The sequence below is a fragment of the Mangrovibacter phragmitis genome (genome assembly GCF_040429585.1).
Classification (GTDB): domain Bacteria; phylum Pseudomonadota; class Gammaproteobacteria; order Enterobacterales; family Enterobacteriaceae; genus Mangrovibacter; species Mangrovibacter phragmitis.
The window spans coordinates 2,827,754-2,844,578 of the sequence record NZ_CP134782.1; the positions used below are offsets into that span (position 1 = coordinate 2,827,754).

The following is a 16,825-nucleotide window of genomic DNA, read 5'->3' on the forward strand; positions in this document are numbered from 1 at the left end:
TGTTATACACCCAATAAACGGAGCATTTCGGCTTCATCAATGACTTCAATACCGAGCTCCTGCGCTTTCTGCAACTTAGAACCTGCCGCCTCACCGGCAATCACCAGGTCAGTTTTCTTCGAAACACTGCCACTGACTTTAGCCCCCAGTGCCGCCAGGCGAGCTTTGGCATCATCACGGGACATCTGGCTTAACGAGCCAGTAAGCACGACGGTTTTCCCGGCGAAGGGGCTGTCTATCTCTTCAGGCTTAACCACCACCGGGTCAGGCCAGCTAATACCCGCTTTATGAACCAGTTGTTCAATGACATCCCGGTTGCGCTGTTCCAGGAAAAAGTTGTGCACATGTGTGGCAACCACAATGCCGACATCCGGAACTTGCTGTAACTGCTCAACCGAAGCCGCCATTAACGCCTCCAGTGTGCCGAAATGAGCCGCAAGACCTGCCGCTGTTGCTTCACCAACTTCGCGAATCCCCAACGCATACAGAAAGCGGGCAAAGGTGGTTTGCTTAGCGTTCTCCAGTGCGTTAATCACATTTTGCGCCGATTTCGGCCCCATACGGTCAAGACCGGTAAGTTTTCCGGCAGTCAGCGTGAACAGGTCAGCCGGATTATCGATGTACTCTTTTTCCACCAACTGGTCGATAATTTTATCGCCCATACCATCAACATCCAGTGCGCGACGTGAGACGAAATGTTTCAGCGCTTCTTTACGCTGTGCTGCGCAAATTAAGCCTCCAGTGCAACGAGCTACGGCTTCACCTTCAACCCGCTCCACATCGGAACCACATACCGGGCAGTGCGCCGGGAACTGGACTTCGCGGGTTTCTTCCGGGCGCTCAGAGAGCACTACGTTCACAACCTGTGGAATTACATCGCCTGCACGGCGAATCACCACTGTATCGCCAATTCGCAGGCCAAGGCGTTCGATTTCATCGGCATTATGCAGCGTGGCATTGCTAACCAACACCCCGGCAACCTGTACCGGCTCAAGGCGAGCCACCGGGGTGATAGCCCCTGTACGCCCTACCTGAAACTCGACATCACGCACCGTCGTCATCTGTTCCTGAGCCGGAAATTTAAAAGCCACAGCCCAGCGTGGAGCGCGTGCCACAAACCCCAGTTGTTCTTGCTGCACTAAAGAATCCACTTTAATCACCACGCCATCGATATCAAAACCGAGGCGGGGGCGAATATCTTCGACGTGACGATAAAACGCCAGCACCGCTTCCGGTGAGTCACACAAACGAATGCGATCACTGACTGGCAGCCCCCAGGCTTTGAATTGCTGCAAACGCGCCATATGGCTCGCAGGAAGCTCACCACCTTCAAGTACACCCACACCGTAGCAGAAGAATGTGAGTGGCCGCTTCGCGGTAATACGGGAATCAAGCTGGCGCAATGAACCTGCAGCTGCATTGCGCGGGTTAGCAAACACTTTCCCGCCAGTGCGGCGGGCTTCATCATTAATTTTCTCGAAACCAGCCTGTGGCAAGAAGACTTCACCGCGCACTTCCACGCGCGCAGGAATGTTGTCGCCCTGTAAGCGCAACGGAATGGCCCGGATAGTTTTAACATTCGCGGTAATGTTTTCCCCGGTAGTTCCATCACCACGGGTCGCCGCCTGAACCAGCACACCATTTTCGTACAGCAAACTGACAGCCAGACCATCCAGTTTGAGTTCACAGCAGTACACCACATCCTGGGTATCACTCAGGCGGTCACGGATACGTTTATTGAAAGCCAGAAAGCTCTCTTCATCGAAGACGTTATCCAGTGAAAGCATGGGAACTTCATGAGTAACCTGAGTAAAAGCAGTTAACGGCGCAGCCCCGACTCGCTGGGTAGGTGAATCAGGTGTTATTTTTTCAGGGTGAGCGCTTTCCAGTTCACGTAATTCACGCATCAGCCTGTCATATTCAGCATCCGGAATTTCCGGTGCATCCATAACATGATAAAGGTATTCGTGATGGCGAAGAGTGGTTCGCAGTTGATTGAGTTTTTGTTCGATAGGTTCCATAACACACCATCAATATAAAAAACCCCCGACTAGCGGGGGCCTTGTTAAGAAAAGCGAAAAAGTTACGCGTTGGCCTCTTTCACTTCGCGAATCAGGTCCTGATACTCGCGCAGTTTCTGTGGCGTCATCATGCGGCGCTGGTCATCCATTACCACGCCACCCATTTCATCAGCAATGTGTTGCGCAGACTGAAGCATCAGTTTGAAGTTTTGCGATGCATCCCCGTAAGAAGGGATCTGCATAAAAATCGTCACACCCGGAGTCATGAACGTGGACATTTCATCAAGGCTGAATGAGCCGGGTTTTACCATGTTTGCCAGGCTAAACAAAACAGGGCCACTACCATCCGGGCTGAGATGCCGGTGGAAAATATTCATTTCACCAAACTGGAAGCCTGCCTGCTGAATGCTGTTGAGCAATGCTTCACCATTGAACTGCCCCCCGGTATGGGAAGAGACGTTCATGATAATGACAGCTTCTTTCGTTTGCGATTTAGTTTCAGGCTGTGGCGCACTGTGTGCCTGAGGTACCGGTTGCGATGCTGGTTCTGCCTGAGGCGCCGGTTCCGGCTCACGATGAGCAGGAGCAGGTTCACGGTAATGTGACACTTCCACGTCAACCGGCTTCTGCGGTTGCGGATGGCGAACAGGTTCCGGCGCTGGTTGCGCATGGCGCACAACTGGCTCGCGGGTTTCAGGTTCCTTCTCTGCCTGAGGCGCAGGTGGCTGCTGCGCTGTCGGCTGGCGACGCGGTTGTGCCGACTCATAAGGCGGCTGATAATTATGCTGAGGTGTGGGTGGAGCTACAGGCTCATTATGGCGCTCAGGGGTTACCCGGTGAACGCGAACCTCGCCGACACCTTCTTCTTCCTCGTCGTCGTAATCTTCACTGTCATCGTCGTCCTGCAACGACTTCATCCGTTTTAAAGGGCGATCGCGAAACACGGAAGAGCGCTCTTTACGGCTGGTCCATAACCCATGGATCAGTAACGCAATAATCGCAATCGCACCAACAATGATTAATATCAGACGCAAATCCTGCATCATTATATTCTCGGTTGTTCTAACACCTTGCCACAGCGGCAAACATTTACTCACTAAGAGTATTTGTCCATCACAACAAGTGCAAGTGCAGGCGTGTTTTTCCAGACAGAAAGATGAAATAAAACGTGTTTTTTGCTGTTTTTTCGACCGTTTTCAGATTCATCTCGCTACCCTGTGCGCAAATTTTTCAGCGTAATCCATACCACCTTAGGAATGAGACGGCTTGAAGTCTGAGCCGGTTTCAGGGTTATGATACACAGGCGATATAATCCGGATGACTCAAGGAGTACCAACCAACATGGTTTCATCATCCCCTGCGGCTTCACGTAGCGGCATTTTTTACTTCTCTCAAGGATGGAAACTCATCACTGCACCAGGCATTCGCCGGTTTGTTTTTCTACCATTACTGGTAAATATTGTGCTGATGGGCACAGCATTTGGCTGGCTATTTACCCGGCTTGACCAGTGGATACCTGCCCTGCTGAGCCATGTTCCCAACTGGTTACAGTGGCTGAGCTATTTACTCTGGCCGTTAGCAGTCATCTCTATTTTACTTATTTTTGGCTACTTTTTTTCAACTATAGCCAACTGGATAGCCGCACCTTTTAATGGATTGCTGGCTGAACAACTGGAAGCACGCCTGACGGGCAATACCCCGCCTGATACTGGCCTTATAGGTATTGCAAAAGATATCCCGCGCATCATGAAACGTGAATGGCAAAAACTGGCATGGTATTTACCAAGAGCATTAGTGCTGCTTCTGCTTTACCTGATCCCGGGTATAGGGCAAACCATTGCGCCGGTGCTGTGGTTCTTGTTCAGTGCCTGGATGCTTTCAATTCAGTACTGTGACTACCCATTTGATAACCACAAAGTGCCTTTTAAAGATATGCGCGTGGCTCTGCGCACCCGCAAAGTAATGAATATGCAATTTGGTGCGCTGGTCAGCCTTTGTACCCTGATTCCGGTGCTTAACCTGGTCATCATGCCGGTTGCAGTATGTGGTGCAACGGCTATGTGGGTGGATCAGTATCGCACTAAACATGGCCGCTGGCCTTCAGCTCAATAAACCGGTTTTCATGGCCCACGGTGGTGTGGGCCAGTTTCTCTGCAACCTGAATCGCTTCGAGGCGCGTTTGCACTCAGGGCAACTTATGCCATCATTTATTTCATTCTGCTTGTTATTATTTCTCATCTGAATATAGATATGCGAAATCCGTCCTTCACCCGCGATGCTGAGCAGGTATGCTGGAACGGTTCCCAAATTTCATACAGTTAAGGACTGGCTATGAGTAAGATTTATGAAGACAACTCACTGACGATTGGTCATACGCCGTTAGTTCGCCTCAACCGCATCGGTAACGGTAAGATTCTGGCTAAAGTCGAATCCCGTAACCCGAGCTTTAGCGTGAAATGCCGTATCGGTGCCAACATGATTTGGGATGCCGAAAAACGTGGCGCACTGAAGCCTGGCGTTGAACTGGTTGAACCTACCAGTGGTAACACAGGTATTGCTCTGGCTTACGTCGCTGCAGCCCGTGGTTACAAGTTAACGCTGACGATGCCTGAAAGCATGAGTATTGAACGACGTAAACTGCTCAAAGCGCTTGGCGCAAACCTGGTGCTGACCGAAGGCCCTAAAGGGATGAAAGGTGCCATTCAGAAAGCAGAAGAAATTGTTGCCAGTAACCCGGAAAAATACCTGCTTTTACAGCAGTTCAGTAACCCGGCAAACCCGGAAATCCATGAAAAAACAACAGGCCCGGAAATCTGGGAAGATACCGATGGCCAGGTGGATGTGTTCATCGCAGGTGTGGGCACTGGCGGTACACTAACTGGTGTGACACGTTACATCAAAAACACCAAAGGCAAGAAAGACCTTATCAGCGTGGCGGTAGAGCCAACTGATTCCCCGGTTATTACTCAGGCGCTGGCTGGGGATGAAATCAAACCGGGTCCGCATAAAATCCAGGGTATTGGCGCAGGCTTTATTCCAGGCAACCTCGACCTGAAACTGGTCGATAAAGTGGTAACTATTACTAACGATGAGGCTATCTCCACCGCACGTCGTCTGATGGAAGAAGAAGGTATCCTTGCCGGGATCTCTTCCGGTGCGGCTGTTGCAGCCGCATTGAAGCTCCAGCAAGATGAAGCCTTTATCAACAAGAATATTGTTGTTATTCTTCCTTCTTCCGGCGAGCGTTATCTCAGCACAGCATTGTTTGCAGACTTGTTCACTGAGAAAGAACTGCAACAGTGATGCCAGACCTGGCAAAATGAGCAAAAAAGCACCCGAATGGGTGCTTTTTTGTGGAGTAGTTCAAATTTTTACGCTACCCGCCATTGCTTCATTTGCCTGGGTCTGGTATTTAACCTGCAACTTTATTTCGAGGCTCGAAATTAATCGCTGATTCGTGATCCCGCCTGCTGAATCGATTTACTGATTTGTTACAGGTTACACATTCGCGGCATAATACATAATGTTTCAGACGAGCGATGTGCAGGGCAGCCAGCCAGCGCTATTTAGCGCTTTTCTGCTTTTGACACGGTTTGTCTACGCGTAAGCGACAGATACAAGCTAAAGTTAAGCCACACGGCTCTACTCTAGATCCAGACACTAAACCTATAAGTTGGGGAAAAACAATGTTCCAGCAAGAAGTTACTATTACCGCTCCGAACGGTCTTCACACCCGCCCTGCCGCCCAGTTTGTGAAAGAAGCAAAAAGCTTTAACGCCGAAATCACTGTGACTTCCAATGGTAAAAGCGCCAGCGCCAAAAGCCTGTTCAAACTGCAGACTCTGGGTCTGACTCAGGGCACCGTTGTTACCATCTCTGCTGAAGGCGACGACGAACAAAAAGCAGTTGAACATCTGGTTAAACTGATGGCGGAACTCGAATAAGTTTTTGTTATTCGAGCGAATTCTCTATATCAGTCACAAGTAAGGTAGGGTTATGATTTCAGGCATTTTAGCATCCCCGGGTATTGCTTTTGGTAAAGCGCTGCTTCTGAAAGAAGATGAGATTGTCATCGACCGGAAAAAGATTTCTGCCGACAAAGTCGACCAGGAGGTTGAGCGCTTTCTGAATGGCCGTGCGCAAGCTGCGGCACAGTTAGAAGCCATCAAAATCAAGGCTGGCGAAACGTTTGGTGAAGAAAAAGAAGCCATCTTCGAAGGCCACATTATGTTGCTGGAAGATGAGGAGCTGGAGCAGGAAATCATAGCCCTGATTAAAGATAAGCTGGTTACTGCTGATGCAGCAGCTAACGAAATTATCGAAGGTCAGGCTACCGCACTGGAAGAGCTGGACGACGAATACCTCAAAGAACGTGCCGCTGACGTTCGTGATATCGGTAAGCGTTTGCTGCGTAACATTCTTGGCCTGGCTATCATCGATTTAAGTGCAATTCAGGACGAAGTTATCCTGGTTGCCGCTGATCTGACTCCTTCAGAAACCGCACAGCTGAACCTGAAAAAAGTTCTCGGTTTTATCACCGATTTAGGTGGCCGTACTTCCCATACCTCCATCATGGCGCGTTCTCTGGAACTGCCTGCTATTGTAGGTACTGGCGATGTGACCTCTCAGGTTAAAAATGGCGATTATCTGGTCCTGGATGCGGTTAACAACAAAGTTTACGTTAACCCGGACAACGACGAGATAGAAGCATTGCGCGCCGCGCAAGCTCAGGTTGCAGAAGAAAAAGCTGAGCTGGCTAAACTGAAAGACCTGCCTGCGATTACCCTTGACGGGCACCAGGTAGAAGTCTGCGCTAATATCGGTACTGTGCGTGATGTCGCAGGTGCTGAACGTAATGGTGCGGAAGGGGTTGGTCTGTACCGTACTGAATTCTTGTTCATGGACCGTGACGCACTGCCCACTGAAGACGAACAATTTGAAGCCTATAAAGCAGTTGCCCAGGCATGCGGTGATCAGGCTGTAATTGTCCGTACCATGGACATTGGCGGCGACAAAGAGCTGCCTTACATGAACTTCCCGAAAGAAGATAACCCGTTCCTTGGGTGGCGTGCGGTACGTATCGCGCTGGATCGCCGCGAAATTCTGCGTGACCAGTTGCGTGCCATTCTGCGTGCATCTGCTTTCGGTAAACTGCGCATCATGTTCCCGATGATTATTTCCGTTGAGGAAGTGCGCGAACTGCGTGCCGCTCTGGAGTCTTACAAAGACGAGCTGCGTGCTGAAGACAAAGCATTTAATGAAAATATTGAAATCGGCGTAATGGTGGAAACACCTGCTGCGGCAACCATTGCCCGCCATCTGGCGAAAGAAGTCGATTTCTTTAGTATCGGTACCAACGATTTAACGCAGTATACGCTGGCGGTTGACCGTGGTAATGATATGATTTCACATCTTTACCAGCCGATGTCACCGTCTGTACTGAACCTGATCAAGCAAGTTATTGATGCATCTCATGCAGAAGGTAAGTGGACAGGTATGTGTGGCGAGCTTGCTGGCGATGAACGTGCTACACTTCTGTTGCTGGGGATGGGCCTCGACGAATTCAGTATGAGTTCCATTTCTATCCCGCGCATTAAGAAGATTATTCGTAACACGAACTTCGAAGATGCCAAGGTTTTAGCAGAGCAGGCTCTTGCTCAACCGACTACGGACGAGTTAATGAAGCTGGTTAACAAGTTCATTGAAGAAAAAACTATCTGCTAATCCACGAGATGCGGCCCAATTACTGCTTAGGAGAAGATCATGGGTTTGTTTGATAAACTGAAATCTCTGGTTTCCGATGATAAAAAAGATACCGGAACTATTGAGATTGTTGCTCCGCTGTCTGGTGAAATCGTTAATATCGAAGACGTACCGGATGTGGTATTTGCTGAAAAAATTGTGGGTGATGGTATTGCTATCAAACCGAATGGCAACAAAATGGTTGCTCCGGTTGACGGCACTATCGGAAAAATTTTTGAAACTAACCATGCCTTCTCTATTGAATCTGACTCTGGCATCGAACTGTTCGTTCACTTCGGTATTGACACAGTCGAACTGAAAGGTGAAGGTTTCAAACGTATTGCTGAAGAAGGTCAGCGCGTGAAAGCCGGTGACGTTGTCATCGAATTCGATCTGCCGCTGCTGGAAGAAAAAGCAAAATCTACTCTGACGCCGGTTGTCATCTCCAATATGGATGAAATCAAAGAGTTGGTGAAACTGACTGGTTCTGTAACTGTGGGCGAAACCCCGGTTATCCGCATCAAAAAATAACCAGGCCTGTTCTGTAAAAACGGCACCTCATGCTTCATGGGTGCCGTTTTTTTATGCCCAAAAGTGAAGCTTTAAATCCCTGCGCCTTGTGTATAGTGCTCTTCACCAAATACACCAGTAGACAAGTAACGGTCTCCCCGGTCACAAATAATGGCCACTACCAGCGCATTGGGGTTTTCTCTGGCCACACGCAATGCGCCGGCCACCGCGCCACCTGAGCTGACACCACAGAACAGGCCCTCTGTTGCGGCCAGTTTACGCATGGTGTTTTCCGCGTCAATCTGGTTTATATCCAGCACCTGGTCAACCAGAGATGCATCAAAAATGCCAGGCATCCAGGCTGCAGGCCAGCGGCGAATACCGGGAATACTACTCCCGTCCTCCGGTTGCAGGCCAACAATACGCACAGTACCAGACTGGCTTTTTAAATAACGGGCCGTGCCTGTAATAGTACCTGTGGTTCCCATACTGGAAACAAAATGGGTTATTCTGCCCTGTGTTTGCTGCCAAATTTCCGGCCCGGTAGTGGTGAAATGCGCCAGTGGGTTATCCGGGTTATTAAACTGGTCGAGAATTTTCCCCTCGCCATTGTCTGCCATGCTCTGAGCCAGTTCCCGCGCGCCTTCCATACCCTGTTCCCGGCTGACCAGAATCAGCTCGGCCCCATAAGCCTGCATGGCGGCTTTACGCTCCTGACTCATATTGGCTGGCATCAGCAGCTTCATTTTGTAGCCTTTCATGGCAGCAATCATCGCCAGCGCAATCCCCGTGTTGCCGCTGGTTGCCTCAATCAGTGTATCGCCAGGCGCGATATCACCGCGCTTTTCAGCCTGAGTAACCATAAACAACGCAGCACGATCTTTTACGGAGCCTGCCGGATTATTGCCTTCCAGTTTTACCCAAATTTCACTGCCATTATTCAGCCCGGTGTGCTGCAAACGCACCAACGGTGTATGACCAATAGTCTGTTCAAGTATCATTAAGCGACTTTTCCCAACAAAAAAGCGGCCTTACGGCCGCTTACAGGTGCTTATAAAACTATCAGGCTGATTGCGCAAGAGCAAGACTCTCAATGCGCAAATCACCGTGATAGATGCGCGCATGCTGGAGCCCCACAAATAAACGCTCACCCCGTTGCGGCACGGTGTCATCACGCATAACAACGGTCAGAGGGTCTGTATACCAACCAACCGGCTGCACAACCAATTGCATATAGTGCCCTTTCGGGCTGACTTCCAGTACCTGAACGGGTAACGGAGAATCCAGGCTGGTTGTGCGGCTTACGTCCACTTCCCAGGGGCGCAGGAACAAGTCTACCGGCCCCTGATAACCAGGGGTAAAACCAAGTGGCCAGCGGTGAGCGCCAACGTGAAACTGGCTACCCTGCACAGATCCTTTTAACCGATTCACTTCACCCAGGAACTCAAGCACAAACCGGGTAGCGGGTTCGTGCCAGACTTGTTGTGGGGCGTCAGCCTGTTCAATATTGCCCTGGCTCATTACGACAACCCGGTCAGCAATTTCCATCGCTTCTTCCTGGTCGTGAGTTACAAAGACGCTGGTAAATTGCAGTTCTTCATGTAACTGGCGCAACCAACGCCGCAACTCCATACGCACCTGGGCATCCAGCGCGCCAAAAGGTTCATCAAGCAGCAGAATTTGCGGCTCTACCGCCAGCGCACGAGCCAGAGCAACACGTTGCTTTTGCCCGCCGGAAAGCTGAGCAGGGAAACGGTCGGCCAGATGTGAAAGCTGGACCATTTCCAGTAAATTAGTCACTTTCTGTTTGATAACCGCCGCAGACGGGCGCTCACGACGTGGCAATACCGATAAACCGAAGGCGATGTTGTCGAACACGGTCATATGGCGAAACAGCGCATAGTGCTGGAACACAAAACCAACCCGCCGGTCGCGCGCATGCAGCTTACTGACATCTTTACCATGAAAGCTGATGCGACCACTGGACTGATGTTCAAGGCCCGCGATTATCCGCAACAGTGTGGTTTTCCCAGAACCGGAAGGACCAAGCAGTGCCACCATTTGCCCCGCAGGAATATCCAGCGAGATATCATTCAGCACCTGAGTCCGGCCAAAAGATTTTTTGATGTTGTTTATCTCAATGCTCACTATTACCTTCCTGTTGCTGGTGCTTTTCCTGGCTGTTCAGGCGCCACTGCACTGCACTTTTCAAAAACAGAGTCAAAATTGCAATTAATGTCAGTAATGCGGCGGCGGTAAAAGCCCCCACCGTATTGTAATCCTGCTCCAGCATTTCTATTTGCAGTGGCAAAGACAGCGTTTCGCCACGAATAGACCCGGAAACCACCGATACCGCGCCGAATTCACCAATTGCGCGCGCATTAGTCAATACCACGCCGTACAGCAATGCCCAACGAATGTTTGGCAGTGTCACCCGACGGAACATTTGCCAGCCAGATGCACCTAACAGAATTGCAGCTTCATCTTCCTGGCTGCCCTGGCTCATCATTACAGGTACCAGCTCACGCACCACAAATGGGCAGGTAACGAACACAGTCACCATAATCATGCCGGGCCAGGCAAACATCAATTGCAGGTTATGTGCCTCAAGCCAGCTACCGGCAATACCGTTCGCACCGTAGAACAACAAGTAAACCAGACCCGCAACCACTGGCGACACCGCAAAGGGTATATCCAGCAGTGTCAGCATCAACTGGCGGCCAGGGAAAGTAAAACGCGTTACCAGCCAGGCAAGCAACGTACCGAACACCAGGTTGACCGGAACAGTGATAACGGCAATCAGCAGCGTTAACCAGATAGCATTACGCATATCGGGATCAACCAAATTTTGCAGCACCGGCATAATGCCTTTAGAAAAGGCGATGGCGAAAATCGATGCCATAGGCACAACAAGAATAAAGGCTGAGATCACCACACCCAGGCCAATCAACGACCACTTGCCCCAGTTAACGGGTTCACGCCGGGGGCGTAATTGTGAAATATTTGCCATTAATGCCCTACCACACGCCGACCAAAGCGACTCTGTAACGTATTAATCCCAAACAATAAAATCAGTGATGCAGCCAGAATAACGGAAGCAATTGCACTGGCTGCCGGGTAATCGAACTCTTGTAAGCGCACAAAAATCATTAATGATGTCACTTCTGTTTTCCAGGCAATGTTCCCGGCAATAAAAATGACTGCGCCAAATTCCCCCAGGCTACGGGTAAACGATAATGCGACCCCGGCAATTAATGCTGGTGATAATTCCGGCATCACTACACGACGGAAAGTCTGCCAGCGGGTGGCGCCCAGGGTTTCTGCCGCTTCTTCATACTCTGGCCCCAACTCTTCCAGCACAGGCTGCACTGTACGCACCACAAAAGGAATACTGGTAAAGGCCATAGCCACAGCAATGCCCAGCCAGGTATAAGTAACTTTGATGCCAAAATGCCCCAGCCATTCGCCATAGATACCATTGACTGAGAACAGCGATGCCAGGGTTAGCCCCGCAACGGCGGTGGGTAACGCAAAAGGTAAATCCATTAAAGCATCCAGCAGGCTGCGCCCGGGAAACTGGTAGCGGGTTAGCACCCAGGCCATCAACAAGCCAAACACACCATTAAACAGGGCTGCAACACCGGCAGACAGCACTGTCACTTTATACGCGGCAACCATCTGCGGGTTTGAAATAACCTGCCAGTACTGCGCCAGTGTCATCTGGCTTAACTGCATCACAAGTGCACTCAGCGGTAATAACAACACCAGGCAAATAAAAAGCAGGCTGGTACCCATACTGAGTGTAAAACCCGGCAAAACACGCCGGGAAGAGATGGCAAACATTAGCTACGCCCTGCTGCTAACAACTGATCCAGTTCACCGCCACTGGCAAAATGCTTGCTCATGGCTTCTTTCCACGAACCAAATTTGTCTTCTACGCGAAACAGTTTGGTTTCTGGAAATTTATCTTTCATTTTGCCCATCAGCTCAGGGTTATTTACCCGGTAGTAATAGCTGGTGATAATTTCCTGCGCTTGTGGGCTATAGAGATAATTCAGGTACGCTTTAGCGGCTTTTTCTGTGCCATTGGCTTTCACGTTACGGTCAACCCAGGTCACCGGGAATTCAGCAAGAATATCCACTTTAGGTACCACAACTTCGAACTGCTCGTTCGGGTACTGTTTACGGATATTGTTCACTTCAGATTCAAAGCTAATCAGCACATCGCCGAGGCCTCGTTCAGCAAATGAAGTCGTTGCCCCACGGCCTCCGGTATCAAATACCTGAACATTTTTCAGAAACTGGGTCATGAACGCTTTGGTTTTGGCTTCATCGCCGCCGTCAGCCTGGTCGGCTGCGCCCCAGGCGGCAAGATAGGTGTAACGGCCATTGCCTGAGGTTTTCGGGTTCGGGAACACCAGTTTTACATCACTACGGGCCAGGTCGCTCCAGTTGTGAATGTTTTTCGGGTTACCTTTGCGCACCAGAAAGGCCATGGTGGAGTAAAACGGTGAGCTGTGGTTTGGCAGGCGGCTTTGCCAGTCTGCGGGGATCAGATTGCCTTTGTCATGCAGGATCTGAACGTCAGTTACCTGGTTATAAGTGACAACATCCGCTTTCAGGCCCTGCAAAATAGCCAGCGCCTGGCGTGATGAACCGGCATGGGATTGTTTGATAGTCAGTTTGTCGCCGTTGTTATCCTGAGCCCATTGTTTCTCAAATGGTGGGTTCAATGAGGCGAATAACTCGCGCGCGACATCATAGGAACTGTTCAGCAGCTCCGTCGCGTGCGCACTGCCCGCCAGGACCAGAGACAGCGCCATTGCACTCAAGACACGTTTTACTGACTTACCCGCCATTTTTGCACCTTCACTCAGACCTTATGGAATAGAGGTTCAGTGTATTGAGAAGCGGGTCAAAAGTTATAACGGTTTTATATACCGTTTCGTGATTTTCAAGCGCAAAAGGGAATAAGAAGAGGGTGAAGAAAACAGCGCATGCGCTGTTTTCTTCAAGGGAATGGAGGGCCAGACCAGGCCCATTCGGTTACGTATCACAACAGTGATTCAGTCTGTTCTGAAGCACTATGCACAAGTGGTCTGGCAACACTGAAGGTGTTTTTCAGGAGAGTAACTGTAAGCAGTAAAACTGCCACTGGGTGTTTCATACAGCAACCAGAACTGGGCTGGGTATCAGTCACCTTTTATGCCCCTCAGGACCAACTGATTATTACCTGCTTCAATAATTCGGAATTTATCCGGGTGAAGGTCATTACGGCTCAACACAACTCGCCAGGTATTATTCACCTGATCGGGCGAGAGAAACATTCCTGCCACCGCCACATATTGGGTACTTTCATTTATTGGCATACTTACCATCACTGTGCCGCCAGGTTGCAGGCGCACCTCTTTTTCTGCCAACAAATCAGTTTTAAGTACCTGACCGCTATGGGTGAACAATGACAAATAATCCGTGCGGTCAAATGCTGTACGGTCTTTAAGCTGGTAGATACGCACTACCGTGGGCAATGCCACACCGCTATCATTAGGGTTGACCGCCTCACGGGCACGAATATCAAGGCGCAGGGTTTTAACCTGCTTATAAAAAATAGATTTTGTCACTGCGGCTGAGCCATTCGAAACGTTCTGCGCCAGCCCACATCCCGCCAGTAATACCGTGATACCTACAACCAGCACAAACCGGGAAACGTTATCCACGATAATCGCCATTTTCGTCGCTCTCCTTACGCTGAATATTCTCCTGAAGCCGCGCATAACGGCCCAGATTAATGGTTATTATTTGTGGCTGTTGGCCTGCCGACCGCTTATGAAAGCGCATAATGGCAGTACGGCCCAGTTGCCCTGCCCCCACATTGGGTTTACAGCTGATAATCGCTTGTGGAAGCTGGTTACTGCCCACGCATAGCTGCAACCGCACATCAAGGCGTGAGCCCAGATAAACATGCAGCAACGCCATTAAGTCCGCATAAAGCTCCCCACCAGGAAGCCAGCCCTGCACTTCCTCCGGGTCAGATGTAGAAAGCTGCATCAGCACCTGGCTGTTCACATCCGTTGCGTAATTCCCCATTACAGGGCGATTTGCCAATGTCACTGGCTGGCTGGCACTCAGAGTAAGGGGCGCTCTGAGCTGCATGCGCTTTTTATCGTGGTGCCAAATTTTTGCCTGCGTCCCTGGTGCCAGCAAGCTCACCAGAGAAACCATTCCTTCTGCTGTTCGGCCAGGTAGCAACATCACCGGTAACAGCGCCAGAAAGCGCGATAACGGTGCAGCCACACTGGCAGTACAGCCATCCACCCCCAGCCCGATAAGGCCCAAAAGGTACTGTGATGTTTTGTCACGCCCACCCGCTTCAAAGGTGGCCGGATAACTGTATTTACGCCATATACGGTAGTACTGCGTAATCAGCCGGTGATTGAAGATATCAAGAAAATCAGCTGTTACTTCATGCCCTTCCCGCTGCTGTGCGATGTCATTGACATAGTGTGTTGGCAACGGAGACGTTACCCCGTACAGCCCCATAAAAGTAATGCGAACTGTTGCGGGTAAATGCGGCTGCTCCGCAGGTTCAAACGCTTTTATTTCTGAGGCAGGAAACCCCATTCCCGGGTGAGGGCGAAAACGCACCGGCTCCTGGCGAACCTGCCAGGTACTGCCCATCACCGGGTTATCTGGCTGGCTTTGCTCCAGCAACTGACAAAGGCGGTAAAAATTAACTAAAGGTAACCTGTCACCGAGGCTTTTTATCAACCTGGCAGACGCGGATTGTGATTCTCTTTCCACCGGATGCACTTTCCTTCTGGCTGAACGATGAGGGTAAGCTGGTTAAACTGATTCATATCGGCATAGAGTGCGAAGAAACGGTTGAGTAATTCCCCAAACAAATGAATGTCCCCTTCTCCGGTAAAACCGTTACTGTCGAGAGTCACTTCAATATCCACCCCACGCAGCAGATAGCCCTGCTCAAAACGCTGCAGGCGGTGATACGCCACATGCTGTATAGCTTCCAGACGGCGGGTATTGCATTCATCTTCCTGCCAGTTATAGAGCGCCAGAGCCCCACGCAGCACTTCTGCGCTCTCCATCATGTTGAGAAAACTTGTTCCCAGGTGACTCATTACTCGCCAGTGAAACCGATCTTCTACAGGGGGATAGACTGGCAGCGTTGGTTTGCACAGGTTAGTGACTGGTAATGGCGTCTGTACCACCTGCTCGCAACGCTCAAGCAGCGTACTTTGCAAGGCCCGGCGCGGTAACTGACCATTGGTACCCGTAATTTGCAGTGATATCGTCTCATGCTCTATGCGCTGTTCTTCCTCCCACTGATGCCCGCCAAGAATCAGCCAGGTGTCATACAGCCCTGTCACGCTGCGTTTCACACGCGTATGGTAATAACGTGGTGGAGCGTGACGCCTCATCATGCCGCCTTTATGGCGAAAACCAGAAAATGGCACATACTCCGTCTGGTTGGTTCGGTTTGAACCTGCCACCTTATCGACAGAATAGATCTCAGTATGCCCATCCTGCAGGCGTTTAGGGCGCAACAGGTATTCTTGTTCAAGCCCAGAGACAGTGAGCGGATCAGCTTCCAGTGTGAACAGATTAATCACCGGTACACAATGCAGCCGGACCGCCTCATGAGTGACAGGCAGGTCTGCCGGCCAGAGGCTACTGAATACCACGTCGATATCAATATATTCAGTTCCCTCCTGTAGTGGCAGAGAATCAAGCCCATGGAGATGGACAAACATAAACTTGTCGCGAAAGACAAAATATTCCAGCAGTAACTGATAGCCACTGAATGCGCTATCTGTTTTTGGCAGCAGACTGTCTTCTGCGCGAAAACCACCAGGCGAGAAATAACCATCCAGCTCTTTACGTTCATGCTCGCCAGACAAACGCACATACATAGCAGCCAGGCGTTTTGTGAGCATCAGGTGCAACTGACTGCCAACAGGTGCATCCGCACCAAGGTACAGGCTCAACCGGCTGAGATCCGCATTTGACCAGTCGGCCTGCTGGCTACAGGTAAAGCGCATGCGCAATACAGAACGGCCGTCAGGCTCAGTTGCCATAGAGACAGAAGAGATACTGAGGGGATTGAGCATCACATCACGGGTAGTGCGATAGCGGCAGATTGTGTTCTTCGGCCCCACCGGGCGGGAATAAATCGCCAGCCCCGCCGGTACATTCTCAGCCATTTTCACGGTATGCACATCTGGAGTGAATGCCACAATGGCGAGAGACGGAATGGTACGCAAATAATGGGGCCAGAGCATACTGACCAGCCCTTCGGTCAGCTCTGGCAAGTCATCATCAATCTTTTCGCGCAAACGCCCCATTGAAAAAGCGAAACCCTCGAACAGGCGTTCAACATAAGGGTCTGGTGTACCTGCTTTATCCAAATCAAGCATGGCAGCTCTGTCGGGATGCGCTTGTGCAAATTCTTTTGCGGCTTCGCGCAGGTAGCGTATTTCCGCCTCATAGTAGCGCAGGGTTAAATCATCCATAACAAACTGAATCCTGAAAATTAA

At 50.5% G+C, this 16,825-nt stretch carries 15 protein-coding genes; 5 read left to right on the top strand and 10 right to left on the bottom strand.

Features of this window, described 5'->3' with window-relative positions; genetic code table 11:
• Positions 1-2: 2 nt before the first annotated feature.
• Together ligA and zipA are read right to left on the bottom strand one after the other, a co-directional pair.
• Positions 3-2,021, bottom strand: a complete 2,019-nt coding sequence (gene ligA, locus MPHASIOC01_RS13680) for an NAD-dependent DNA ligase LigA (protein ID WP_353614868.1) — start codon at positions 2,019-2,021, stop codon at positions 3-5.
• 62 nt (positions 2,022-2,083) lie between these two features.
• The gene (gene zipA, locus MPHASIOC01_RS13685) at positions 2,084-3,067 is read right to left on the bottom strand and encodes a cell division protein ZipA (RefSeq protein ID WP_353614869.1); all 984 of its coding nucleotides are present in this window, start codon (positions 3,065-3,067) and stop codon (positions 2,084-2,086) included.
• 295 nt (positions 3,068-3,362) lie between these two features.
• Here zipA and cysZ point away from each other — a divergent pair, with 295 nt between their 5' ends.
• The 5 genes from cysZ (at position 3,363) to crr (ending at position 8,294) form a co-directional block, all read left to right on the top strand.
• Positions 3,363-4,133, top strand: a complete 771-nt coding sequence (gene cysZ / locus MPHASIOC01_RS13690) for a sulfate transporter CysZ (protein WP_064595373.1) — start codon at positions 3,363-3,365, stop codon at positions 4,131-4,133.
• 219 nt (positions 4,134-4,352) lie between these two features.
• Positions 4,353-5,324 (top strand): cysteine synthase A, encoded by a 972-nt coding sequence (cysK, locus tag MPHASIOC01_RS13695; protein WP_353614870.1) that lies wholly within the window; start codon positions 4,353-4,355, stop codon positions 5,322-5,324.
• Between the two features lie 383 nt (positions 5,325-5,707).
• On the top strand, positions 5,708-5,965 hold the full coding sequence (ptsH, locus tag MPHASIOC01_RS13700; RefSeq protein ID WP_036116227.1) for a phosphocarrier protein Hpr: 258 nt from the start codon (positions 5,708-5,710) through the stop codon (positions 5,963-5,965).
• Positions 5,966-6,017: 52 nt separating this feature from the next.
• Positions 6,018-7,745 carry a phosphoenolpyruvate-protein phosphotransferase PtsI gene (gene ptsI / locus MPHASIOC01_RS13705; protein ID WP_064595377.1) on the top strand — a complete coding sequence of 576 codons (1,728 nt, stop codon included), beginning with the start codon at positions 6,018-6,020 and terminating at the stop codon, positions 7,743-7,745.
• A 39-nt stretch (positions 7,746-7,784) separates the two neighbouring features.
• Positions 7,785-8,294 (top strand): PTS glucose transporter subunit IIA, encoded by a 510-nt coding sequence (gene crr / locus MPHASIOC01_RS13710; RefSeq protein WP_064595379.1) that lies wholly within the window; start codon positions 7,785-7,787, stop codon positions 8,292-8,294.
• Between the two features lie 71 nt (positions 8,295-8,365).
• On the opposite strand, the gene cysM is transcribed toward crr, so the two are convergent.
• The 8 genes from cysM to tssF all read right to left on the bottom strand — a co-directional run bounded on the left by cysM (position 8,366) and on the right by tssF (position 16,801).
• Positions 8,366-9,274, bottom strand: a complete 909-nt coding sequence (gene cysM / locus MPHASIOC01_RS13715) for a cysteine synthase CysM (RefSeq protein ID WP_064595381.1) — start codon at positions 9,272-9,274, stop codon at positions 8,366-8,368.
• 61 nt (positions 9,275-9,335) lie between these two features.
• Entirely contained in the window at positions 9,336-10,421 is a 1,086-nt protein-coding gene (gene cysA / locus MPHASIOC01_RS13720) for a sulfate/thiosulfate ABC transporter ATP-binding protein CysA (protein ID WP_064595384.1), read from the bottom strand.
• Positions 10,411-11,283, bottom strand: coding sequence for a sulfate/thiosulfate ABC transporter permease CysW (gene cysW, locus MPHASIOC01_RS13725; protein WP_064595386.1), 873 nt, complete (start codon positions 11,281-11,283; stop codon positions 10,411-10,413). The genes cysA and cysW overlap by 11 nt, the downstream gene beginning before the upstream one ends.
• Positions 11,283-12,116: a sulfate/thiosulfate ABC transporter permease CysT gene (gene cysT, locus MPHASIOC01_RS13730; RefSeq protein WP_064595388.1), complete on the bottom strand. Its 834-nt coding sequence runs from the start codon at positions 12,114-12,116 to the stop codon at positions 11,283-11,285. Before cysT ends, cysW begins: the two co-directional genes overlap by 1 nt.
• Entirely contained in the window at positions 12,116-13,132 is a 1,017-nt protein-coding gene (locus tag MPHASIOC01_RS13735) for a sulfate ABC transporter substrate-binding protein (RefSeq protein WP_064595390.1), read from the bottom strand. Before MPHASIOC01_RS13735 ends, cysT begins: the two co-directional genes overlap by 1 nt.
• A 333-nt stretch (positions 13,133-13,465) precedes the next feature.
• A complete protein-coding gene (tssJ, locus tag MPHASIOC01_RS13740) occupies positions 13,466-14,002 on the bottom strand; it encodes a type VI secretion system lipoprotein TssJ (protein WP_064595392.1) in 537 nt (178 codons plus the stop codon).
• The gene (gene tssG, locus MPHASIOC01_RS13745) at positions 13,983-15,074 is read right to left on the bottom strand and encodes a type VI secretion system baseplate subunit TssG (protein WP_353614871.1); all 1,092 of its coding nucleotides are present in this window, start codon (positions 15,072-15,074) and stop codon (positions 13,983-13,985) included. The genes tssJ and tssG overlap by 20 nt, the downstream gene beginning before the upstream one ends.
• Positions 15,038-16,801: a type VI secretion system baseplate subunit TssF gene (tssF, locus tag MPHASIOC01_RS13750; RefSeq protein ID WP_353614872.1), complete on the bottom strand. Its 1,764-nt coding sequence runs from the start codon at positions 16,799-16,801 to the stop codon at positions 15,038-15,040. The genes tssG and tssF overlap by 37 nt, the downstream gene beginning before the upstream one ends.
• Positions 16,802-16,825: the final 24 nt, after the last annotated feature.